A 22,838-nucleotide genomic window follows, 5' to 3' on the forward strand; every position below is an offset into this window, starting at 1 on the left:
GCCCCTGCCGTGGACAGCTCTTGCGCAGGTCAGTGGCGCTTGTCAGAGTGACCGGGCGAGCAGGGAGTCACCGTGAACGAGAACCACCCGAAGGCCCCGGCCGGTCGCGCGCCGACCGTCGCCGACGTGCTGGCCCTGCCCGTCCTGGCCGCCGGACAGCCCCAGGTCGTCACCGGGCTGGCCCAGCTGGACCGGCCGGTGCGCTGGGTGCACATCACCGAGCTGACGGACCCGGCGTCCTTCCTCAAGGGCGGGGAGCTGGTCCTGACGACGGGCATGCCGCTGCCGAGGACGCCGCGGGGGTCCGCCGGTACGTCGACGAACTCACCGAGGTGGGAGCTGCCGCCCTGGTCATCGAGCTGGTACGGCGCTACCACCGCCCGCCCGACGCCCTCGTCCAGGCCTGCCGCGCCCGGGGCTTCCCCTGGTGACCCTCGCCCGGGACGTCAACTTCCTGGAGGTCACCCAGGTCGTCCACGCCCTCATCCTCGGCAACCAGGCCGACGCGATGCGCCGGACCCAGCGGATCCACGAGGCGTTCACCGCGCTGACGCTGCGCGGCGCGGGGCCTCAGGACGTGGTGCGTGCGGCGGCGGAGATGAGCGGCCGCACGGTCGTCCTGGAGAACCTGGCGCACCAGGCTCTGATCTGCGAGCCGTCGGGCAGCACGGTGCAGGAGGCGCTCACCGGCTGGGAGCAGCGCTCCCGGGCCACCGAGCCGGGCGACCACACGGAGGTGGCGGTCCGGAGGGCTGGCTGACCGCGCCGGTCTCCTACCAGGGTGAACGCTGGGGCCGTCTGGCCATGCTCCGGGCTCCCGACGACGGGCCGGACTTCGGGCCGGAGCACGTCACCGTCCTGGAGAGGACGGCGATGGCGCTGACCGTCGCCCGCCTCATCCACGCCACGCCGTGGGAACACACGGCCCACCGCAGCGCCCTGCGGGAACTGGCCGAACAGCGCCACCACTCCCCCGCGGACGCCCGGGCCCGCTGCGCCGCGCTGGCCTGCCCACCGAGGACAGCCGATTCCTGGCGCTGCTCGTCGACCTGGGCCCTTGTGCCGCGGGGGCGGAGCCGGAGTCCCGACTGCACCGGGAGCTCAGGTCGGCGGGTGTCCCGGCGCTCGTCGGCGAGCTCTCCCCCGGCCGTCTGGGTGTCGCTGGCCCTGCGCCGCCCAGCCCTGGCGTCCGGCGGCCGAGCGCCTGAGCCGCACCGCGCTGGGCTGTCCCCGGAGGCGCTCGTGAGCGCCGGCTCGGAGGTGGCGGACCTCGCCGACACCGCCCGCTCCTTCCGGGAGGCGGCCCGCGTCATCGAGGCCACCCCGCCGGCCAGCCCCTTCCCGCCGACCGCTCCTTCCACGAGCTGCCGGACATCGACCTGCGCCGCCTGCTGTACGCCCTGCGCGAGGACACCCGGATCCAGGACTACACCGAACGGCGCCTCGGCCGGCTCATCGACCACGACACCCGGCACGGCACCGACCTGCTGACGACGCTCGGGCACTACCTCGACGCCGCCGGCAACAAGACCACCGCGGCCCGTCGGGGCGGCCTGTCCCGGGAGACGATGTACCAGCGTCTGCGCACCATCGAACCCTCCTCGACACCGACCTCGAATCCGGTGAACGGCGCACCGAACTCCACGTCGCCCTCACGGCGTTGCGCGTGCTGCGCGACGGGTGAACGTCAGTGGGGCCGAGGCCCCGCCTGCCGGACCAGCCGCCACTCCTGCGAGCCGTCCGCGGCCTCCTTCTGGAGGGTGAGCGGCGCCCCTCGGGGTGGGGCTCAGGTGTCGAAGTCCACCGTCAGGGCGTCGGAGACCGGGAACGACTGGCAGGTGAGGACGTAACCCGCGTCGACTCGGCCGGTTCGAGGGCGAAGTTGCGGCGCATGTCGGCCTTGCCGTCGGTGACCAGGGCGCGGCAGGTGCCGCAGACGCCGCCCTTGCAGGCGAACGGCAGGTCGGGGCGGGTCTGCTGGGCGCCTTCGAGGATGGTCCGCTCGCGGGGGAGGGCGGAGGTGGTGGAGCGGCCGTCGAGGGTGACGGTGACCTGGCTGACCGGGCCGGAGGGGCCGGCCTCGGCGTGGTGGACCTCGCGTACGGGCTCGTCGTCGGCGTAGAACAGCTCCTGGTGGACGCGGTCGCCGGGCACGCCGCGGCCGGCCAGGACCTGCTGGGCGGCGCGGACCATGCCGTGCGGGCCGCACAGCCACCAGTGGTCGGCGGACTCCACGTCGACCAGCGCGTCGATGAGCGCCGACAGCCGGTCGGCGTCGAGGCGGCCGGAGAGCACCTCGGCCTCGCGGGGCTCACGGGAGAGGACGTGGGCGAGTTGGAACCGCGTCGGGTAGAGGTCCTTCAGTCGGCCAGCTCGTCGGCGAACATCACGGTGCCGGAGCGGCGGTTGCCGTAGAAGAGGGTGACCGTCGAGCGGGAGTCGGCGGCCAGGACGGACTCGGCGATGGAGACCATGGGCGTGATGCCGGAGCCGGCCGCGATCAGGACGTGGTGCCGGGGGTGGTGAGGTCGGGAGTGAAGGCGCCGGTGGGGGCCATCACCTCGACGGTGTCGCCGGGGCGCACCTCGTGCACAGCCAGGAGGAGAACAGGCCGCCGGGTACGACCCGGACGCCGATGCGCGTGCCGTGCCGGCGGGTGAGCAGATCGAGTACGACCGGCGCTCGTCCCGGCCGTCGACCTCGCGCCGCAGGGTGAGCGACTGGCCGGGCGCGAAGGCGAACTCCTCGGTCAGCTCGGCCGGGATGTCGAAGCTGACGGCCGCCGCGTCCTCGCACAGCGGCTGCACGGCGGCGACCCGCAGGGGGTGGAAGACCGGACGTCGCGGGCACGCGCGCGTGCCGCCGGGGCGGGGGCCGGCTCCATCAGGTCCTCCATCAGATCTCCTTGACGTACTCGAACGGCTCGCGGCAGACGAGGCAAGCGCCACAGCGCCTTGCAGGACGTGGCGGCGAAGCGGGAGGTCTCCTCCGTGTCCGCGCCGCCGCAGCGCGGCAGGGCACCGAGCGGCGGGTCGGCGACAGCACGAGCGGCACCGGTCCGGCGGCGCGCGCGGGCGCTGCCCCGGGCGGGGCGATGCCGTGTTCGGCGAGCTTGCGGCGGCCGGCCGGCGTGATCCAGTCGCTGGTCCACGGCGGGTCGAGGACGGTGCGGATCTCCACGCGCGCGTAGCCGGCGTCCTTGAGCCGGGCGGCCACGCCCGCCGCATCTCGGCCATGGCCGGGCAGCCCGAGTAGGTCGGGGTCAGGCTCGCGACCACCGTCCCGTCCGGGTCCAGGGACACCTCGCGCAGCACGCCGAGGTCGGCCAGCGTGAGCATGGGCAGCTCGGGTCCGGGACCTGCTCGGCGATGCGCCGGGCCCTTCGCGCGGCCGGCAGTGTGGTCACCATGTCGCCTCCGGGGGGCGCGGGCCACGCCCTGCAACTCGGCCAGCAGCGGGGCGAGATGCTTCGTGTGCTCCCCGCTGCGGCCCGAGCCGGGCAGCGGCCGGTAGACGGGCATGGCAGCCCGCCGCCTCGGTGACCTGCCGCAGGACGGCGACGACCTCGTCCCGTACGTCGTACGCCGTGAACAACTCGCCCAGGTAGGCGCCACCTGCTCCAGCGCCCTGCGCGTCCGGCGGTGCGACTCCTCGGTGCCGTCGCCCAGCCGTACCGCCCACTCGGCCGCGTACTGCCGGTGGTAGGTCAGCTCCTTCACACCCTTGGCAGCGATCGCCGCGAGCACCGGGTCGCCGTGGGCGGTGAGCCGCTCGAAGTGCGACGGCGCCAGCTGGAGAACACCAGCAGCCGCACGACCGAGAACGCGAAGTCGCCGCCCGGGAGTTCGCAAGGCGTACGTTGCGGAACTCGCCGGCGTCGCGGAAGTAGGCGTAGGCGTCCTCGCCGCGCCCGGTGCCGTCGACCTGGCCGGCTCGGGAGTACAGCAGGCGGGCCTGGCCGAGCAGGTCGAGCCCGATGTTGGCCAGCGCCACCTCCTCTTCCAGCTCCGGGGCGCGGGTGGTCCACTCGGCCAGCCGCTGGGCCGAGACCAGGGCGTCATCGGCCAGGGTGACGCAGAGGGCGGCCAGTTCCCCGGCGTCGACGCCGTCGGGTACGGCGGTGTCGACGCCGTGCAGGGGGTCCTCGAAGCCGGTGCCGTAGGCCCAGCGGTGTCGTCCTCGTGTCCCTCGGCGAGGGTCATGTAGACGTGGTCGTCGCTCATGCCCTCTCCTTCAGATGTGCGGGACGTGTCGGGAATGTCGTAGAAGGTCGGGTGCCGGTAGACCTTGTCGGCGCTCGGCTCGAAGAAGGGGTCCTTCTCGTCGCGGGTCGAGGCGGCGATGTGCTCGGAGCGCACCACCCAGATGCTCACGCCCTCGTTGCGCCGCGTGTACAGGTCCCGGGCGTGAGTGAGCGCCATACGGTCGTCGGCGGCGTGCAGCGAGCCCACGTGGACGTGGTTCAGCCCGCGCTTGCCGCGCACGAACACCTCGTACAGCGGCCAGTTCTGCTTCTCGGCGGTCATGCCACCGCTCCCTTCTCCGCGCGGGCGGCCTGCTTGGCCGCGTGGGCGCTGGCCGCCGCACGCACCCAGGCACCCTCCTCATGAGCGGTGCGTCGCCGCCCCATCCGCTGGGCGTTGCACGGGCCGTCGCCCTTGATGACCCGCATCAGCTCGTCCAGTCGGGGGTGCCGAAGTCGTGGTGTCCGCGCTCCTCGTTCCAGCGCAGCTCCGGGTCGGGCAGCGTCACGCCGAGCTTCTCGGCCTGCGGGACGGTCATGTCGACGAAGCGCTGGCGCAGCTCGTCGTTGCTGTGCCGCTTGATCTTCCAGGCCATGGACTGCGCGGAGTTGGGCGAGGCGTCGTCGGGCGGGCCGAACATCATCAGCGACGGCCACCACCAGCGGTTCACCGCGTCCTGCACCATCTCCCGCTGCCGCGGTGCCCGCATCATCGTCATCAGCAGCTCGTAGCCCTGCCGCTGATGGAACGACTCCTCCTTGCAGATCCGCACCATCGCACGCGCGTAAGGCCGTAGGAGCTGCGGCACAGCGGCACCTGGTTGCAGATCGCCGCCCCGTCCACGAACCAGCCGATCACCCCGACGTCCGCGAAGCTCAGCGTGGGGTAGTTGAAGATCGAGGAGTACTTCTGGCGGCCCTCGAAGCCGCTCGGTCAGATCCGCACGGTCGGCGCCCAGCGTCTCCGCCGCCGAGTACAGATACAGCCCGTGCCCGGGCCTCGTCCTGGACCTTCGCGAACAGAATGGCCTTGCGGCGCAGCGACGGCGCACGCGTGATCCACTCGCCTCCGGCTGCAATGCCGATGATCTCCGAGTGCGCATGCTGCGCGATCTGCCGGACGAGCGTCTTCCGGTAGCCCTCCGGCATCCAGTCACGCGGCTCGATCCGCTGGTCCCGCGCGATCGTCGCGTCGAAGTGCTGCTGGAGAACCGGCTCGGCGCCGTCCCCCCCCGGGGGGCTGGAGTGTGTCGTGTCCATCCGTCTCACTTCCAACCGACCATTCGTTCGGTCCATCATAGAACGCCCCGCGCGCCTTGGTAAGCCCCTGATCCTTGACAGGCCTAGAGGCGGCTGGATTACTTGGCAGCGCCGAAGCTAACCGAATGGTCGGTCGGGTTACAAGGTGGTGCGTGAAGTGAGACGTACAGCTGACACGGCGGCTGGACAGCGCGGGGCGAACCCCTCCCCCACGACCTGCTGGACGACGCTGAGCGCCTGACGCGCGAGGAACTGCGCGAGCTCCAGCTCGACCCTGCGCCGGAGCCTGCGCCACGCCTACGACAAGCCGGAGCCTGCGCCACGCCTACGACAACGTGGAGACGTACCGGAAGAAGTTCGACGAGGCCGGCGTCACGCCCGACGACTGCCGGACCCTGGCGGACCTGTCCCGCTTCCCCTTCACTACCAAGGCGGACCTGCGGGACACCTACCCGTTCGGCATGTTCGCCGTCCCCATGGACCAGGTCCGCCGCGTCCACGCCTCCAGCGGCACCACCGGGCGGCCGACGGTGGTCGGCTACACGGAGAACGACCTGTCGATGTGGGCGGACCTGGTCGCCCGCTCGATCCGTGCCGCGGGCGGCCGTCCCGGGCACAAGGTGCACATCTCCTACGGCTACGGCCTGTTCACCGGCGGCCTCGGCGCCCACTACGGCGCCGAGCGGGCCGGGTGCACCGTCATCCCCGCCTCAGGGGCATGACGGCACGCCAGGTGCAGATCATCCAGGACTTCCAGCCCGAGATCATCATGGTCACCCCCTCCTACCTGCTCACCCTGCTCGACGAGTTCGAACGCCAGGGCGTCGACCCGCGTGGCAGCAGCCTGCGGGTGGGCGTCTTCGGTGCCGAGCCGTGGACGGAGGAGATGCGCCGCGAGATCGAGGAGCGGATGGACATCCACGCCGTCGACATGTACGGCCTGTCGGAGGTGATCGGCCCGGGTGTCGCCCAGGAGTGCGTGGAGACCAAGGACGGGCTGCACGTGTGGGAGGACCACTTCTATCCCGAGGTCGTCGACCCGATCACGGGCGAGGTACTGCCCGAGGGCGAGGAGGGCGAGCTGGTCTTCACGTCCCTGACCAAGGAGGCCCTGCCGGTCGTCCGCTACCGCACCCGCGACCTGACCCGGCTGCTGCCCGGCACGGCCCGGCCCGCCTTCCGTCGCATCCAGAAGATCACCGGCCGCTGCGACGACATGATCATCCTGCGTGGGGTGAACGTCTTCCCCAGCCAGATCGAGGAGATCGTGCTGCGCACGCCCGGCGTCGCCCCGCACTTCCAGATCCAGCTGACCCGGCGCGGCCGCATGGACCACATGACCGTCCGCGTCGAAACCCGCCCCGGCACACCCGCCGGACTGCGCGAGGCCGCCGCCCGCGCGATCGCGAAGGACGTCAAGGACGGAGTCGGCGTCACCGTCGACGTGGCGATCGTCGAACCGGAGACCCTGGAGCGCTCCGTCGGCAAACTCCGCCGGGTCAAGGATCTGCGCGAGGAGCGGTAACACCTCCCTCACAGGTAGCACCGCACCTCGGGAGCCGCGCCGGAAGCGGTCACCTCGGCGGGCACGCCCGCTTCGGACGCGGCCGGTTTGCGGATCAGGAGCAGCGCCGCGTCGTCGTGCAGCCGGCCGCCCACATGGGCCAGCAGCTCGTCGTGGAGCGCGTCGAGAGTGCGGGCCGGCTCGTGGGACACGTGGCGCTCCAGTCCTTCGGCGAGCGGATAGAAGGCCCGCCCGTGGTCCCGGGCTTCGGTGACACCGTCGGTGTAGAGCAGCAGCTGGTCACCTTCGTCGAAGGGAAGCTTGTGGAGGCTGGGCGCGTGACCGGTGAGGGCGCGCAGTCCGAGAGGCGGTGACGGATGGGCGGGCTCCACGGGCGTGACGCTCCCGCAGGCACGCACCAGCAGCGGCGGCGTGTGCCCGCAGTTCACCACCTCCAGATGCCCGGCCTGCGGGTATCCGGCGACCACGGCCGTGACGAAGTCGTCGTGACCGAGGTTGCGCGCCAGGCTCCGCTCGATCCTGTCGACCACGGCGAGGAGATCGGGCTCGTCGTGGGCGGCCTCCCTGAAGACACCGAGCACCAGCGCGGCGGTCCCCACGGCGGGCAGCCCCTTGCCGCGCACATCGCCGACGATCAGCCGCACCCCGTGCGGGGTGGGTATCAGGGCGTAGAGGTCCCCGCCGATACGGGCCTCGGCCGCCGCGGCGCTGTAGCGGACGGCCACCTGGAACGGTCCGACGGTCGACGGCACGGGCTTGAGCAGCGCGTGCTGGGCGGTCTCCGCGACCGAGCGGACGGCCGCGAGCACCCGCTCCCGGCGCCCCCGCAGGACGCCGGCCAGGCCGCTCGCGAGGGTGACGGCCACGAGGGCGGACAGTACGGCGGCCAGTTCCCGGCCCGGGATACCGTCCCGGATGCCGAGCGTCGCGCCGAGTGCGACGGCGAGGAGGCCGACCGAGAGGACCCCGCGCGGCCCGTTGGTCGTGGCAGCGAGGGCCGGTCCGGCCGCGAGCAGGGGCAGCCAGATCATCCCGGCTCCGCCGACGAGGTCGACGAGCACGATGACGGTGACGATCACTACGGGCAGGACGGGTATACCGGCGGCCAGCTGCGCGAATGCGCGTCTGCGGGCCGAGGCCCGGGCACCGGCCACTCGGTTCTTGAACGGCCGTACGGCCCAGTGGTCGTCACCAAGGTCTCGGGTGTGGGTCATGTCTGTATCCGTGGTCCTCACCTGTGAGCGGGGCGCCAGGCTGGGGCACACCCCGGAAATGTCTGTTTCATCCAGAAAACGGGGTGAGCTGGGACACCGGCAAGGAGCGGATTTTCAGATAGTGAGCGAGAGGCTCCTCGTCACGCGGCTCGCGGTCGGGAGCAGCCGTTCGCTGATCTCCGGAAGCCGGGAGAGCCGGTTCGCCGGCAGTGAGACGCCGAGGGAGCCGAGTGTGTCCCCGCTGTAGACCGGGACGGCGACGCAGACCGTGCCGAGGGCGTACTCCTCCAGGTCCGTGACGGCCGGGGCCAGGGGTGAGGTGTCCAGCCGCCGGAGCAGTTCCGGCAGGCTGGTGACGGTCCGCGGGGTGAGGTCGGCGAGGTGGTGGCGGGAGAGGTAGTCCTTGCGGGACTCCTCGTCCAGTTCCCTGAGCACGGACTTGCCCAGTGCGGTCGCGTGTCCCGCGTCCTCGAAGCCCACCCAGAGATCGACGCGGGGCGTCCCGGGGCCGTCGACGATCTCGGCGACCCGGATCTCGCCCTCCTCGTAGAAGGTGAGATAGGCGGGGTCGTGAGTTCGTCCCGCAGCGCGGCGAGCGTGGGCCGGACGCGGCTGAGCAGCGCCTGCGCGCGCCCCGTGGTCCGGATGCTCTGCAACTTGTCACCGAGGATGAACCCGCCGTCGTCCAGTTTCCGCACGTAGCCGTCGTGCACCAGCGTGCGCAGCAGGTGATAGGCGGTGGCCAGAGGCAGCCCGGTCTCACGCGCCAGCTGCTTCGCCGGCGCGCCGTTCTGGTGTGCGCTCACCGCCTCCAGCAGCCGCATGGCCCGCTGGACGGAGGTGATGAGCGTAGGGCCCTCTTGCGCACCCATACGACCAGCGTGCGCCAGCGGTACGGCGTGGGCAAGGCCGGGGCGGCTGCCGGGCCCGATGCCATGTCGTCGTTGGCGGCGAACACGGCGGTGACGTCACCGTCGGCGGCGAGGGCGCGGCCCGCCTCGTAGCCCGACGCGGCCGACCAGTCGCCGACGGGTACGGCCGGCCGCTCCCTGCCCCGCGCGGTGAGGGCACTGCGCCAGCCCTCCATGCGGTCCCGGGCGGCGAACCACCGTTCGGGGCCCGCGAGGTGGTGGACCGTGGTGTGGCCGAGGTCCAGCAGGTGTTCGGTGGCCGTGCGCGCGAGGAATTCGGCGCCGACGCCGGTGGCGACGGTCCGGGTGCCGCCGAACGTCGCCGGCGCGCCGAGGACGAGGACCGGCACGTCGACGCTGAGGGCGACCGCTCCCTCGTCGATGGGCTCGGAGACGACGATGCCGTCCACGCCCTGCTCCAGCAGCGACTCCACGGCGCCGACGACGCCGCCCGGATCGCCTTCGAGCGTGTTGACCATCCGGAGTGCGTATCCCGCGTCCCGCGCGGCCCGCTCGACGCCGATCAGGAGCGACGCGGGCCCGTAGAGGGCGGTGCCGAGCGTGACGACGCCGATGGAGCGGGTCCGCCCGGAGGCCAGTGCCCTGGCCGCGCTGTTCAGCCGGTAGCCGAGTTCCCCGGCCGCCTCCAGCACCCGGCGGTGCACCTCGTCGGAGACGTACGGCTCCCCGCTGAGCACCCTCGAAACCGTCTTCTGCGAGACGCCGGCCAGCCGGGCCACGTCCACGCTGCGCGGCGCGGGGCCGCCGGCCCGTCCTGCCACTGGAAGTCACCTGGAACGCCGACGGCACGCCGAACCCCGGCACCGCGGTGGGCCTGGGCGTACCGCTGACCGCGCCGTCGGGCGAGTAGCTCAAGGGGGCTGCCGCGAGGGACAGCGGCACGCACACGACGACGGCCCGTCGGCGGTGAGCGCGACGGGCCGGTGTCGGGATGCGGGGAGTCGAGGGCGTCACCTCTGCACGTGGGACAGCCGCCGTGCCACCAGGGGATGATCACCGCGGCGGCCACCACATGGGAGGCGGCGAGGACGATCTGGGTGGACGTGGCCGTGTGCGGGGCGACGGCCGGCCCGGCGAGGGACAGTGCGGTGAGGACGACGGTGGTCACGGCGAAGGTGCGGGCGGGCCGCTGTGCCCAGCGGGCGAGCACCACGGCCAGGACGATCCCGGCGACCCCCCAGAACAGCACGCCGCCGACGAAGCCGCCGACGGGGATCTCCGCGGCTTCCTCGGCCCCGGGGCTGGCCGCCTCCATCGGGACGCCCGCGGCCCGGGCGACGAGCGCGAACGCCTCCGTCACGACGGCACCGGCGAGCGTCGCCAGGACGCCGACCAGCCATACGGGGCGGGTGGAAAGGAAGCCGGGGGTGTGGGACTCGGTCCGGACCTGCGTCTGAGGGATCGTCACGCTCATGTCGCCTTCTCCTGCTCGGTGTTGGGGCTCGGTGCGCCTTACGGAGAGGTAGACCGGGCGACGCGCGGGAACTCATCGGTGAACCGAGGACCGAAACGACTGTTGGACCGAACGGCGCAAGTCGCCTGCACGAACCGGCGAGTCCAGGGAACGCGTCACACCATGGACCAGCCGATGAACCAGCACCCCCGCACGACCACCAGCCCCGCCGTCACGACCCTGGCCGATCCGCTGGTCAACAAGGGCACCGCCTTCAGCCGGCAGGAGCGCGCGGAGCTCGGTCTCGACGGGCTGCTGCCGCCCGCCGTGGAGACCCTGGACGAGCAGGTCGCGCGCGCCTACGAGGCGTTCCACGGCTACGACAAGCCCCTCAACCGGCACATCTATCTGCGTCAGCTCCAGGACACCAACGAGGTGCTCTTCTACCGTCTGGTCACCGAGTACCTGGAGGAGCTGCTGCCCGTCGTATACACGCCGACGGTGGGTGAGGCCTGTCAGCGTTTCAGCGAGATCTACCGGCGGCCGCGCGGGCTGTTCCTGACGTGGGAGGACCGGCACCGCTTCCGGAACATCCTGCGCAACCGCCCGCACCGCGACAAGGACGTGGACGTCATCGTCGTCACCGACGGGCAGCGCATCCTCGGCCTGGGCGACCAGGGCGTCGGCGGGATGGGCATCCCCATCGGCAAGCTCAGCCTCTACACGGCGATCGGCGGCATCCACCCCGCCCGCACCCTGCCGGTCCTGCTGGACGTCGGCACCGACAACGAGGACCTGCTCCGCAATCCGCGCTACCTCGGCCGGCGCGCCCCCAGGCTGACCGGCGCCGAGTACGACGAGATGATCGAGGCCTTCGTGTCGGCGGTCGAGGCGGAGCTTCCCGGGACGCTGCTCCAGTGGGAGGACTTCGCCACCGCCCACGCCCATCCCATCCTCGCGCGCTACCGGGACCGGCTGCTCACCTTCAACGACGACATCCAGGGCACGGCGGCCGTCACGCTCGGTGCCCTGTCCACCGCGGCGAACGTGTCCGGCACTCCGCTGTCCGAGCAGCGCCTGGTGATCCTGGGGGCGGGGTCGGCGGCCATCGGTGTCGCCGACATGATCCGGACGGCCATGATCGAGGAGGGTCTGTCCGAGGACGAGGCCACGGCACGGTTCTGGATCCTCGACGTCGACGGCCTGCTGGTGCGGTCGCGCACGGAACTGACCCCGCAGCAGCGGACGTTCGCGCGCGACGACAACGAGGTGACCGGCTGGGACGGCACCGGCCTCGGCGAGGTGGTGCGCCGCGTCGAGCCGACGGCGCTCATCGGGCTGTCGACCGCTCATGGCGCGTTCACCGAGGAGATCGTGCGGCAGATGGCCTCGACCTGCGAACGGCCCGTCATCTTCCCGCTCTCCAACCCCACCTCCCACTCCGAGGCCGAGCCCGCCGACCTCACCCGCTGGACAGACGGCCGCGCGCTGATCGCCACCGGCTCGCCCTTCCCGCCGCTGACGGTGGACGGGCACGAGGTGCCCGTGGCGCAGTCGAACAACGTGTACGTCTTCCCGGCCATGGGGCTCGCGGTGACCGCGAGCCGCGCCACGCGCGTCACCGACCGCATGATGGTGGCCGCCGCCCGGGCCGTCGCCGAGTGCGCGGTACGGGCCGCGCACGGCGAGGACGGTCCCGTGCCGCTGCTGCCGCCCCTGACCGGGATGCGCGAGTCCGCTCGCGAGATCGCCCTGGCCGCGGCACTCGCCGCCGTCGAGGACGGGGTGGCCCCGCGGGCGACGGAGGCGGAACTGCGCGAGGCGATCGCGAAGACGCAGTGGACACCGCGGTACGAGGCCTAGACACGCGTCGGACGGACGGCGTTGTCCGGATGCGAGCGCACCGACCGTCTGAGGCAGGAGGAGATTCAGCTCAGGACGTCAGTCACGCAGCCACGGCGCGAGCATCCCGCCCCGCCTCAGCGCGCCGAGGACCATCGACACGTCCACCGACACCGCCTCGCGCAACCACGAGGAACGCGTGACGAAGTCGTGGAGCGCCGCCTCGTCGGGAAAGGCGGTCAGAACCAGCAGCTGGCGTTCGCCGGTGACGAAGCTGACGTAGCGGACGTGCGGGGACCCGGCGAGCGCCGCCGTCACCGCATCGACCTCCGACGGCACGGCCCGCACCCACAGCACCGCCTCCACCGGCAGTCCGAGCAGCACCGGTTCGATCACAGCTCGGACGCGGACCCGCCCGGCCCTGCGCAGGGCACCCAGCCGGCGCCGGGCGGTGGCCCCGGACACTCCGGCCACCCGGGCCAGTTCGTCGAACGTGCACCGCCCGTCCCCGGCCAGGGCGTTCACCAGCAGCCGGTCGGACCGGGAGAGTTCACCGGCACCGTCGAACGGGGGCGACACGTCCGCCGACGCGGGACGGCCAGCCGTCCGCGCCGGGTGGCGGGGGCGGCGGCGCGCGAGTTCGAGCCCGCGCTCTCGTCGCGAGTCGACGCGGCCGTGCGGCTGCACGGCCAGCGTCACCTCGACCCGGGGGCGTTCGTCTTGGCGTCGGCCGACGCGGTCCGCGGCCGGGGCGGGAAGATCGTCACGGGCCTGGAGGTCACCCGTGTACGGGACCTGGGCACCGGGGTCGTCGCCCTCGCCCGGGACGGCACGTCCGTGCATGCCGACGCGGCCGTCCTCGCCCCCGGAGCCTGGCTCGGCCGACTGGCCGCGCCCTTCGGTGTGCGCACCCCGGTGCAGTCCGGACGCGGCTACAGCTTCTCCCTGCCTCCGGGCGGGCTGCCCACCCGGCCCACGTACTTCGCCGAGCGGCGAGTGGTCTGCACACCGCTCGGGGACCGGGTGCGGGTGGTGGGAATGATGGAGTTCACGGCACCCGACCGCCCTGCCGGCCCCCGCCGTATCGAGGCGATCGTCAACTCGGTCCGTGATCTGCTCCCTTCGGCCGGCCTCACCCACCGCACCGACGAGTGGGCCGGCCCCCGCCCGTGCACGGCCGACGGCCTGCCCATGGTCGGCCCGACCCGCTCGCCCCGGGGCCACGTCTGCGGGGGCCACGGCATGTGGGGCATCGCCCTGGGCCCCCTCAGCGGCAAGTTGCTGGCGGAGTCGATCGTCACGGGCCGCCGGGCGGCCGAGTTGACGGCGCTGCATCCGCTGCGGTGAGACAGGCCCGGGCTCGACCCGCCGGTCAGTGGCCGCCCCGGTGTGCGTGGGCTTCGGCGAGGAGGAGGTAGCCGGCGGCGGTCCAGGTGTAGGCGCGGTCGCGCAGCCCCGTGCCCGTGAGGGCGTCGAAGTTCTCGGCGAAGCCGTGGGTCTCGCACAGGGCGCGGAAGCGGGCGCTGATGTCGTCGGCGAGCCGGTGGTGGCCGGCGCGGCGCAGGCCGTCCTCGATGAGGACGGTGGCGGGGGCCCAGACGGGGCCGCGCCAGTAGCCGTCGGAGAGGTAGTGCGGTGAGGTGGGCAGTTCGGTGGCGAGGCCGTACGGGGTCAGGTGGGCCTTGATGTGGTCGGCCAGTGCGCTGCAGACCTCGCCGGGCAGGTGCTCGCCCAACACGATGGGCATCAGGTCGAGGAGACTGGAGCTGCTCCAGGTGTGCCCGGTGGCGGCTCCCCGGGCGAGGAACCGTTCGCCGGTCCAGAGTTCGTCCAGCAGCGCCGACTGGATGTCGTGTGCCGTTCGCGTCCACCGGCTCGCTTCGTCCGGCTTCCGCAACTCCGCGGCAAGATCAGCGAGTTCATGCAGTTGCAGGACGAGGAAGGCGGCCAGGTCGGCGGTGACGACCACCCGCTCGGGGTCGAAGGTGGTGGCGTTGTCCCAGCCGCTGTCGTTGCCGTGCTGGTAGTGGGGCAGGACGGCACCGGGTGCGCGCCGCGCGGTGAGCCAGAAGTCCGTCCAGCGGACCAGCCGGTCGTACATCTCGGCCAGTTCCGCCCGGCTGGGAGCCACCGGCAGCCGACGGCGCAGATGGCCCGACGCCCAGCCGTGGACGGGCGGTTTGACGAAGTTGTGGAGGACCTCGGAGTGGGTGACGGAGTCGGGCAGGGCTCCGCTGCCGTCCTGGTGGTCGAAGGGCAGGGCGAACTGGTCCGTGGCCAGTTCGGGACAGCCCGGGGCCAGCGCCAGGGCGTTGAAGCAGTGGTCCCAGCTCCAGACCTTGTCCATCCAGTGCTTGGACATGAGTACGGCGGGCCGGGAGACGAGTCCGGCCGGGCGTACGGTCGCCGACCAGAGGACGTAGGCGGCGAGTTCGGCGGCCGGGGTGGCGGAGGAACGCCAGGGGGCCACCGCGTCGACGAAGTCCGCGAAGGACCCGCGCGCCGCCGCCACGATCTCGCCGAAGGCGGCCGAGGACGCGTACGGCGGGCGAGCGGTGTCCACTTCCTCGATGGCGATCTCCCACCCGCCGTCCGCCGCCTCGGCCAGGGCGAGACCTCGGTCGCCGCTGCCCAGGGCCTGGGCCCCGGCGGTGCGGGCGATACGGCCGGACAGGACGGTGATGCGGTAGCGGCGTCCCGTCTCGTACGACGTGAACACGTGCGCGCCCGCTGCCGGGTCGTGGAAGAAGTACGTCCCGCTGAACGGCGTCAGGACCTGCGCTGCCGCGAAGACGCCGATGTCCAGGCCGCTCCCCGCAGGCGTACGGTGTCCGGCGACTCGTAGGCGAGGTCGATGCGCCCGGCCGGGCCGACCCAGCTGAGCAGTCCCGGTGTCGCCTCGACGCGGGTGTCGGCGCGCTCGCCCGTCGCCGGGTCCAGGGGACGAGGCGGAGGACGGCGTGCATGCCGTTCTGGTGCGAGACGAGGTGGAGGTCCTCGGCGTAGGTCTTCTCCGCCACCACGGGTGAGATGCCGAACCAGGATCCGAACGTGCTGAACGGGATGTCGTGGACGGAGAAGGCAGGTCCGGACGACGGGGCGGCGGTCATGAAGGCGTGACTCGTTTCTCGAGCAGGGATCGTCGGCAGAAGGGGAGGTCCGCGGGAGTTCGCGGGAGGTCAGTCCTTGACGGCTCCGGCGGTCACACCGGCGGCGACGTAGCGCTGGGCGAGGACGAGGATCACCGTGGCGGGCAGTGAGGCCACGACGGCGGTGGCCATGATGGCGTTCCACTCCTGGTTGTTGTTGCCGATGTAGTGGTAGATGCCGAGGGTGATCGGCTCGTGGGCGCCGCCGCCCGCCAGGGTGCTGGCGAAGACGAAGTCGGACCAGGACCACAGGAACGCGAACAGGGACACCGTGACGACGGCGTTGCGGCTCATCGGCAGGACGATGGACCGGAAGGTGGTCAGGGGCCCGGCGCCGTCCATCGTCGCGGCCTGGAGCAGTTCGCCGGGGATGCCGGACATGAACGCGGTGAAGATGAGGACGGCGAAGGGGACGGCCAGGGTGGAGTCGGCGACGATCAGGCCGGGCACGGACTGGAGCAGGCCGAGCTGGAGGTAGATGGCGTAGAAGCCCATCGCCATGATGATGCCGGGGATCATCTGGGCGACCAGGAAGAGGAAGCCGAGCACGCCGCCGCCGCGCGGGCGCAGTTTGGCCAGGGCGTAGCCGGCGGGTGCGGCGAGGGCGACGGTCAGGACGACGGTGCCCAGGCCTATGACGAGGCTGGTGGCGAGGTAGGGCAACTGCTCGTCCAGGACGGTGCGGTAACCGGCCAGGGTGCCGTTCAGCGGCAGCAGGTCCGGCGGGCTCTTGCGCATGTCCTGGTCGCGGGTGAAGGACACGTTGAGCATCCAGTACACCGGGAAGAGCATGATCGCGGTCAGCAGCAGCCCGATGGCCGTCTTCCACGACGTGCGGCTGGGGCTTCGGTTCATGACAGCGCCTGCTTTCGCTGGACCCGGATGTAGACGAGGCCGAAGACCAGGGCGGCGACGACGAGCAGGTTGCCGACGGCCGCTCCGGGTCCGAAGGCGGGCAGGAGGTTGCCGAAGCCGAGCTGGTAGGACCAGGTGGCGAAGGTGGTGGAGGAGTCCGCCGGGCCGCCCTTGGTCATGATCCAGATGATGTCGAAGACCTTGAGCGTGTAGACCAGGCCCAGCAGCAGGGTGATCGCGGACACCGGGCGCAGCAGCGGGAAGGTGATGCGCCAGAAGCGCTGCCAGGCGTTCGCCCCGTCCAGCGCCGCGGCCTCGTACAGGCCGGCGGGGATGGACTGCAGGCCGCTGTGGAGCACGACCAGGTTGAAGGGGACGCCGATCCAGATGTTCGCGATGATCACCGAGGTGAGCGACCAGGACGGTGAGGTCAGCCAGTTCACCGGGCCGATACCGATGGTGCTCAGCAGGGCGTTGACGATGCCGGAGTCGCTGTTGAGCATCCACGACCAGGTCGAGGCCGACACGATCAGCGGCAGCAGCCACGGCACCAGGAACAGGGCGCGCAGGGTCGCCGACAGCCGGAAGTGCTGGTGGAAGAAGACCGCGAGGGCCAGGCCGATGGCGTACTGGAAGACCAGGCACACGGCCGTGAACACCACGGTGTGGAGCAGGGCCGGGGTGAACGTCGGGTCGTCGAGGATCTTCGTGTAGTTCTCCAGGCCCGTGAAGGGCGCGTTGCCCTGGACGAAGGAGCGGACCGTGTAGTTGCGCAGGCTCAGGTCGAGGTTGCGGTAGAGGGGATAGGCGTAGAAGAGGACGAGGTAGAGGGTGACCGGGGCGAGGAAGGCCCAGGCGGCCCACTGCTGGGAGGCCGGGCGGCGACGCGGCGCGGGACCGGCCGGGGGCGGGGCGGCGGTGGCCGCCCCGCCGTCCCGGTCGAGCGCGGGCCGGCGGGCCGGCGGATATGTCGACTGCTTCATCGGGCCCACGTCACTTGACTGCGGACTGCGCCGAAGTGAGAGCGTCCTTCGGGGACTTCGCCCCGCTGAGGGCGGACTGGACCGCCTTCCACAACTGCTCCGAGATCTTGGGGTACTTGGTGCCGAGGTCGCCGCTGGTGCGTCCCTTGGCCGACTTGACCGCGTCGACCCAGGCCTTCAGCGCGGGGTTCGCCGCCACCTGCTTGTTCTGGACCTCGGCGGTGGGGGCCACGTAGGACAAGGTGGTGTCGGTGTCGTACAGGTTCTGGGTGCTGGTCAGGCAGGCCGCCAGCTTCTGCGAGGTGGTGTAGCGGCCGGTGTCGTCCTGGACCGGGAGGGTGACGAACTCGCCGCCGGTCGGGGCCGCCGCGTTGCCCCCGTCGGCGCCCGGGATCGGCAGGACGCCGTACTCGAAGCCGGCCTTCTCGGCGTTTGCGAGCTGCCAGGTGCCGTTCTCGGCGAAGGCGTAGTCGCCGCCGGCGAACTCCTGCCAGCTGGTCGTCTGGGTGTTGTTGATGACCGAGTTGGGGGCGTAGCCCTGCTTCAGCCAGTCCTGCCACAGCGACAGTGCGGAGACGGCCTCGTCCGAGTCGACCTTGGTGAGCTGCGCGCCCGATCCCCAGAACCAGGGCAGGAACTGGAAGCTGCCCTCCTCGGTGCCGATCGCCGAGAACGTGATGCCCTTCTTGCCGGCCTTCTTCACCTTCTCCAGCGCCGCCGTCAGCGACTTCCAGTCCTTGACCGAGGCGATGTCCACCCCGGCCTCCTTCAGCACCTTCTTGTTGTAGTAGAGGGCGAGGGTGTTGGCGCCGATCGGCGTGCCGTACGTCTTGCCGCCCGACTGGCCGGCCGCGAGCAGGTTCGGGTCGACCTTGGAGGTGGCGAGCTTGTTGTCGTCGGTCGTGGTGAGCACGCCCGCCTCGGCCAGGGTCGAGACCACGGGGTTGTCGACGATGAGCACGTCCGGGGAGTTGCCCTGCTGGGCCGCCAGCAGCGTCTTGTTGGCCAGGTCGCTGGTGTCGAAGCCGGTCCGCTTGACCTTCACACCGGCCTGGGTGCCGCACTTGTCCAGCAGCTTCGTCCAGGCCGAGCCCTTGGCGAACTGCGGGTACGGGTCCCAGATCGTGTAGGTGCCGCTGTCGGCGTCCTTGGCGTCGGTGCTGCCCGCTCCGGAGGAACAGGCGGTGCCGACGACGGCGACGACGGTCGACAGGGCCACGGTGGCGAGGAGCCGTCTGGAGGAGCTGTGCATGGCGGGTCCTTCGTTCTTGGCATACGGGTGCCGTGGGAGAGGTGACGAGGGTGTGCGGGCACGCCGAACGGCGGCGGCTTGCCTGGTGAAGTGAGGAGAGTCGGAGGAGGGTTCGAGGGTCAGGCGGGGGACGCAGAGCCGGCGGGCCCGGTGCTCGCCCGCAGCGAGATGGGCGGTGCGAGAAGGTGGTGCCGAGGCGGCGCGTCGGGATGGTCGAGCCGTTCGATGAGCAGGTCGACGGCGCGGCGGCCCATCTCCTCGGCGGGTACGTCGGCCGCGGTGAGCTGCGGGGTCACCGTCTCCGCCCACCGGCCGGCCACGACTCCGGTGACGGAGAAGTCACGCGGCACATGGCGCCCTGCCTGGGCGAGCCCTCGGTACAGGCCGCCCAGCGCAGCCTCGTTCAGCGTGACCAGGGCCGTGGTCGCCGGATCGTCGTGCAGGATCCGCTCCAGGCACGCCTGGCCGGACGCGGCGTCGTCCCCGCAGCAGTACGTGCGCACCGTCAGCCCGCGCTCGGCCGCGGCCTTGGTGAACCCGTCCAGTCCCCGGTGCGCGGACTCGTACCCCGCCCGCAGGAGCTGCTCCGGCCGGTTGACGAAGGCGACCCGGCGATGGCCGAGGTCCGCGAGGTGGTGGACGCAAGCGGCCGCCAGCGCGGTGTGGTCCAGGCCGACCCACCAGCCGCCCTCCGGATGCGCGGTGCGGCCGATGGCCACGGAGGGGAAGTCCAGGGCGGCCAGGTGATCGACCCGGTCGTCCTCCAGTCTGATCTCCATCAGGATCGCGCCGTCGACCCGCCGTTCCCCCAGCAGCCGCTGGAAGGAGCGGTCGCTGTCCACGCCGCTCGGCGACAGCAGCACGTCGTAGTCGTGGGCCGCGGCGGCCTCGACGACACTGCCGATGAAGTCCAGCTGCATGCCGGTGTAGTGGTTCCCGGCCGGCGGGAAGACCAGGCCGATCGTGCTGGTCCGGCCGTTGGCCAGAGCGCGTGCGCTGGCGTTGGGCCGGTAGCCCAGCTCGTCGATGACCTCCTGGATCTTCCGGCGTGTCTCGTCCGACACCGGACGCTTGCCGCTCAGCGCGTAGGACACGGTGCTCCGCGAGACACCGGCCCGCCGGGCGATCTCACCGATGTTCACGGGGAACTCCTTGCGTGGGCTGCCGAACCGGCGACTGTCGAACCGGTTCGCGTGAAGTGAAGCTAAGAACTGCCCGGGCGGCTGTCAACACCCCGCGCAGCACTTCTTGTCCTGCGGCAGGGGTATTGCTGGGGGATTTCGCCAGTGCTAACTTCCTGCGAACCGGTTCGACGAGCGGCGGTCTCTGTGTGCCGTAAGGGTCGACGGACGGGTCGCAGCCCATTTCCATGCGACGAGTCGAACCGGTTCGACTCCTTCAGTGTCCGATTCAGCGTCCGAGCAGTCAGCGTCCGAGCAGTACGGAAACCACGGAGACCTCAGTGCGACGAAGAAGAACGACTGTGGCCACAGCCGCGGCGACGGCCGCCCTCGCCACCCTCCTGGCCGGCCCTTCCGCGGGGACCGCCGGGGCCGCGGAGCGGGAACGGCTCGTCATCGACCTCGCCACCGACACCGGTGCCTTCCACGGCGGCGCCTCCGGCTCGCTGTACGGCGTGTACGGCGACGGCGTGCCGAGCCGCAACCTGATCGAGGGCATGCATCTGCGCACGGTGTCGACGAAGGCGCAGGACGGTCCGCAGCACCCGGGAGCGGACGCCCTGGAGATGCTGCCGCCGTTCGTGGACTCCGGCGGCAAGGACGTCTACATCTACATGACCGACATCTACCGCGGCTTCCCGTACCAGTGGCCGGGCGCGGACGGTCCGGCGCGGCTCGCCGACTTCAAGAAGAAGATCAAGAAGCAGGTCCAGCAGGTCCTGACCATGGGCGAGTACAAGGACAACGTCGTCTACGTGCCCTTCAACGAGCCCGAAGGGAACATGTTCGGGACCGGCGAGTGGAGCTACAACAAGGTCTCCTGGCTGAAGGACCCCCAGCACTACTTCGCGGCCTGGAAGGAGGTCTACCACCTCATCAAGGACCTCGACCCGGACGCCCGCATCGCCGGCCCCAACACCAGCGTCCTCTACAGCCAGGTCAAGGGCTTCCTCCAGTACGCCAAGGCCAACGACGTGGTGCCGGACGTGATGACCTGGCACGAGCTGTCGTCGCCCGCCGCGGTCCGCACGAACGTGGCGAAGTACCGACAGATGGAGAAGGACGTCGGGGTCGGCCCGCTGCCGATCAACGTCAACGAGTACGGGCACAACTACCACCTGTCGGTGCCCGGCCAGGTCGTCCAGTGGGTCTCCGCCATCGAGGAGTCGAAGATCGACGCCGACCTGGCGTACTGGAACATCGACGGCAACCTCAACGACTCGGCCGTGGAGGCCAACAAGGGCAACGGCCAGTGGTGGCTGTTCAACGCCTACGGGCAGATGTCCGGCCACACCGTGAAGGTGACCGCCCCGCACCCCAACCAGCAGTACACACTCCAGGGCGTGGCGACCCTCGACCAGGACAAGAAGCAGTCCCGGGCCCTCTTCGGCGGCAAGAGCGGCGACGCCGACATCGTCTTCGACCACGTCGACCCGAAGCTGTTCGGGAAGACCGTGCGCGCCACCGTCCAGGAGATCCCCTGGAGCGGTCAGGTCGGCGACTCGGCACAGCCGTTGCGGCTCGCGGACCAGGAACTGACGGTCGGCGCGGACGGATCGGTCACGCTGCCGATGACCGGCATGAACGAGATGTCCGCCTACCAGGTCATCCTCTCCCCCGGCGGCAACGGCGGGAAACCGGCCGCGCCTTCGGTCAGCTGGCGCAAGACGTACGAGGCGGAGAACGCCACCTACACCGGCAAGGGCTACTCCAGGAACGGCCCCGAGGGCACGCCCTCCGACGTCGGTAAATTCGCCACATCGGGCGCCTACAACGTGGGCGGACTGCGCACCGGCTCCGACGGGGTCCTCGCCTTCGACGTCGAGGTCCCGCAGGACGGCACGTACGACCTGAGCGTCTTCGCCAACTCCTACAACCTGTACGACCTGGTGAAGGAACAGGGCCCGACCAACGTCTTCCTGCGGGTCGACGGCAAGGAGCCGCAGGAACTGAGGCTGCCGCTGGGCTACAAGTGGGTGGTCTGGGGCCACACCGACACGACGGTGAAGCTGACGGCGGGCAAGCACCGGATCACGCTGGCCGCTCAGGACGCCGACCTCGGGGTCACCAAGGGTGACGCGATCATCGACAAGATCGATCTCGCCCTGCGCGACGAGAAGGTGACCGCCCCGGCGATCTACGAGGCCGAGTACGCCACTCTCACCGGAACCCGGCCGGGCTACACCCGCCCCGGCGCCTCCGGTCCCGGTGCCGTGCCGCTGCCGAAGGGCGCCTCCGCGACGTTCTGGGTCCACTCCCCCGCCGACGGTGAATCGACCGTGTCGGTCGACCACTTGGGCGGCGGCCGGGCGAGGCTGGCCCTCAACGGCGAGAAGCTCGACCTGCCCCTGGCCGGCGGGACCGGGAAGGGCACGGACACGGTCCGGCTGTTCCTGTCCGGCGGCATCAACAAGATCACCGTCACCGGTACGGCGGGCGAGCTGATCCTCGACCGACTGCGGGTCGCCCCGTCGAAGGGCACCCTGGTGCCCACCGTCTACCAGGCCGAGAACGGCACGCTCACCGGCGCGGCGAAGGTCACCGGCGCCTACCCGTTCGCCGCGAACGGCAAGGCCGTCACGGACATCGGCGACGGCAAGGGCAACGCCCTCACCGTCGACGTGGTGGCCGCCAGGGCCGGGCGGCACGCGCTGACCATCCGCTACTCCAACGCCGAGCAGGCACCCGCCACCCACTACAACCCCGACCCGATCGCCCGCCACGCCGACCTCTCCGTCAACGGCGGACCGGCCCGCCGGGTGCTGTTCCCGACCACCTTCCACTTCAACAACTTCTGGGACCTGACCGTCCCGGTCACCCTGAAGAAGGGCACGAACCGGCTCACCTTCACCGCCGAGGAACTCCCCGACTTCAACGGCGACACCTACAACCAGTACGACCAGCGGTCCCCGTACGCACCGGTGATCGACCGGCTCGCCATCACGCCGATGGCGGCCAAGTAGCCCCTGGTGAACGCGAGGCGCCGATCCGGAAGCCCGGTCGGCGCCT

General features: G+C 71.4%; 11 protein-coding genes and 9 pseudogenes. 5 read left to right on the top strand and 15 right to left on the bottom strand.

From position 1 onward, the window contains the following. Nucleotides 1–72: 72 nt before the first annotated feature. Nucleotides 73–1,684, top strand: a pseudogene (locus PV963_RS02700) (PucR family transcriptional regulator). A gap of 102 nt (nucleotides 1,685–1,786) precedes the next feature. Here PV963_RS02700 and paaE read toward each other — a convergent pair. The 5 pseudogenes from paaE to paaA form a co-directional block, all read right to left on the bottom strand. Then, nucleotides 1,787–2,896, bottom strand: a pseudogene (paaE, locus tag PV963_RS02705) (1,2-phenylacetyl-CoA epoxidase subunit PaaE). Continuing rightward, nucleotides 2,896–3,409: pseudogene (gene paaD, locus PV963_RS02710) on the bottom strand (1,2-phenylacetyl-CoA epoxidase subunit PaaD). Before paaD ends, paaE begins: the two co-directional pseudogenes overlap by 1 nt. Then, nucleotides 3,403–4,223 (bottom strand): annotated as a pseudogene (gene paaC / locus PV963_RS02715) (1,2-phenylacetyl-CoA epoxidase subunit PaaC). Before paaC ends, paaD begins: the two co-directional pseudogenes overlap by 7 nt. A gap of 10 nt (nucleotides 4,224–4,233) precedes the next feature. Further along, nucleotides 4,234–4,526, bottom strand: a pseudogene (gene paaB, locus PV963_RS02720) (1,2-phenylacetyl-CoA epoxidase subunit PaaB). Next, nucleotides 4,523–5,503, bottom strand: a pseudogene (paaA, locus tag PV963_RS02725) (1,2-phenylacetyl-CoA epoxidase subunit PaaA). Before paaA ends, paaB begins: the two co-directional pseudogenes overlap by 4 nt. Nucleotides 5,504–5,719: 216 nt before the next feature. Here paaA and paaK point away from each other — a divergent pair. Next, nucleotides 5,720–7,028 (top strand): annotated as a pseudogene (paaK, locus tag PV963_RS02730) (phenylacetate--CoA ligase PaaK). An 8-nt stretch (nucleotides 7,029–7,036) separates the two neighbouring features. On the opposite strand, the gene PV963_RS02735 reads toward paaK, so the two are convergent. The 4 genes and pseudogenes from PV963_RS02735 to PV963_RS02750 all read right to left on the bottom strand — a co-directional run bounded on the left by PV963_RS02735 (nucleotide 7,037) and on the right by PV963_RS02750 (nucleotide 10,588). Beyond that, on the bottom strand, nucleotides 7,037–8,242 hold the full coding sequence (locus PV963_RS02735) for a PP2C family protein-serine/threonine phosphatase (RefSeq protein ID WP_274813962.1): 1,206 nt from the start codon (nucleotides 8,240–8,242) through the stop codon (nucleotides 7,037–7,039). A gap of 114 nt (nucleotides 8,243–8,356) precedes the next feature. Continuing rightward, nucleotides 8,357–9,114: pseudogene (locus PV963_RS02740) on the bottom strand (IclR family transcriptional regulator). Continuing rightward, nucleotides 9,045–9,884 carry a LacI family DNA-binding transcriptional regulator gene (locus tag PV963_RS02745; protein ID WP_274821918.1) on the bottom strand — a complete coding sequence of 280 codons (840 nt, stop codon included), beginning with the start codon at nucleotides 9,882–9,884 and terminating at the stop codon, nucleotides 9,045–9,047. The pseudogene PV963_RS02740 and the gene PV963_RS02745 overlap by 70 nt, the downstream one beginning before the upstream one ends. Beyond that, nucleotides 9,770–10,588 carry a DUF6069 family protein gene (locus PV963_RS02750; protein WP_274813963.1) on the bottom strand — a complete coding sequence of 273 codons (819 nt, stop codon included), beginning with the start codon at nucleotides 10,586–10,588 and terminating at the stop codon, nucleotides 9,770–9,772. The genes PV963_RS02745 and PV963_RS02750 overlap by 115 nt, the downstream gene beginning before the upstream one ends. Nucleotides 10,589–10,750: 162 nt before the next feature. Between PV963_RS02750 and PV963_RS02755 the strand changes: the two genes are divergently transcribed. Then, a complete protein-coding gene (locus PV963_RS02755) occupies nucleotides 10,751–12,430 on the top strand; it encodes an NAD-dependent malic enzyme (protein ID WP_274813964.1) in 1,680 nt (559 codons plus the stop codon). Nucleotides 12,431–12,508: 78 nt separating this feature from the next. On the opposite strand, the gene PV963_RS02760 is transcribed toward PV963_RS02755, so the two are convergent. After that, complete coding sequence (locus PV963_RS02760) at nucleotides 12,509–13,096, bottom strand: Lrp/AsnC family transcriptional regulator (RefSeq protein ID WP_274813965.1); 588 nt, start codon at nucleotides 13,094–13,096, stop codon at nucleotides 12,509–12,511. Here PV963_RS02760 and PV963_RS02765 point away from each other — a divergent pair. After that, a complete protein-coding gene (locus PV963_RS02765; protein WP_274813966.1) occupies nucleotides 13,025–13,756 on the top strand; it encodes an NAD(P)/FAD-dependent oxidoreductase in 732 nt (243 codons plus the stop codon). The genes PV963_RS02760 and PV963_RS02765 overlap by 72 nt on opposite strands. A gap of 25 nt (nucleotides 13,757–13,781) precedes the next feature. Here the strand turns inward: PV963_RS02765 and PV963_RS02770 are convergent. The 5 genes and pseudogenes from PV963_RS02770 to PV963_RS02790 all read right to left on the bottom strand — a co-directional run bounded on the left by PV963_RS02770 (nucleotide 13,782) and on the right by PV963_RS02790 (nucleotide 19,790). Next, a pseudogene (locus PV963_RS02770) lies at nucleotides 13,782–15,474 on the bottom strand (amylo-alpha-1,6-glucosidase). Nucleotides 15,475–15,588: 114 nt separating this feature from the next. Then, nucleotides 15,589–16,413, bottom strand: coding sequence for a carbohydrate ABC transporter permease (locus PV963_RS02775; protein WP_274813967.1), 825 nt, complete (start codon nucleotides 16,411–16,413; stop codon nucleotides 15,589–15,591). Then, on the bottom strand, nucleotides 16,410–17,396 hold the full coding sequence (locus tag PV963_RS02780; RefSeq protein WP_274813968.1) for a carbohydrate ABC transporter permease: 987 nt from the start codon (nucleotides 17,394–17,396) through the stop codon (nucleotides 16,410–16,412). Before PV963_RS02780 ends, PV963_RS02775 begins: the two co-directional genes overlap by 4 nt. Nucleotides 17,397–17,406: 10 nt before the next feature. Next, nucleotides 17,407–18,648 carry a sugar ABC transporter substrate-binding protein gene (locus PV963_RS02785; RefSeq protein WP_274813969.1) on the bottom strand — a complete coding sequence of 414 codons (1,242 nt, stop codon included), beginning with the start codon at nucleotides 18,646–18,648 and terminating at the stop codon, nucleotides 17,407–17,409. A gap of 119 nt (nucleotides 18,649–18,767) precedes the next feature. Continuing rightward, complete coding sequence (locus tag PV963_RS02790; RefSeq protein WP_274813970.1) at nucleotides 18,768–19,790, bottom strand: LacI family DNA-binding transcriptional regulator; 1,023 nt, start codon at nucleotides 19,788–19,790, stop codon at nucleotides 18,768–18,770. A gap of 341 nt (nucleotides 19,791–20,131) precedes the next feature. Here PV963_RS02790 and PV963_RS02795 point away from each other — a divergent pair, with 341 nt between their 5' ends. Next, complete coding sequence (locus PV963_RS02795; protein WP_274813971.1) at nucleotides 20,132–22,792, top strand: cellulosome protein; 2,661 nt, start codon at nucleotides 20,132–20,134, stop codon at nucleotides 22,790–22,792. Nucleotides 22,793–22,838 lie beyond the last annotated feature (46 nt).

This window comes from Streptomyces coeruleorubidus (genome assembly GCF_028885415.1).
In the GTDB taxonomy this organism is placed as follows: Bacteria; Actinomycetota; Actinomycetes; order Streptomycetales; family Streptomycetaceae; genus Streptomyces; species Streptomyces coeruleorubidus_A.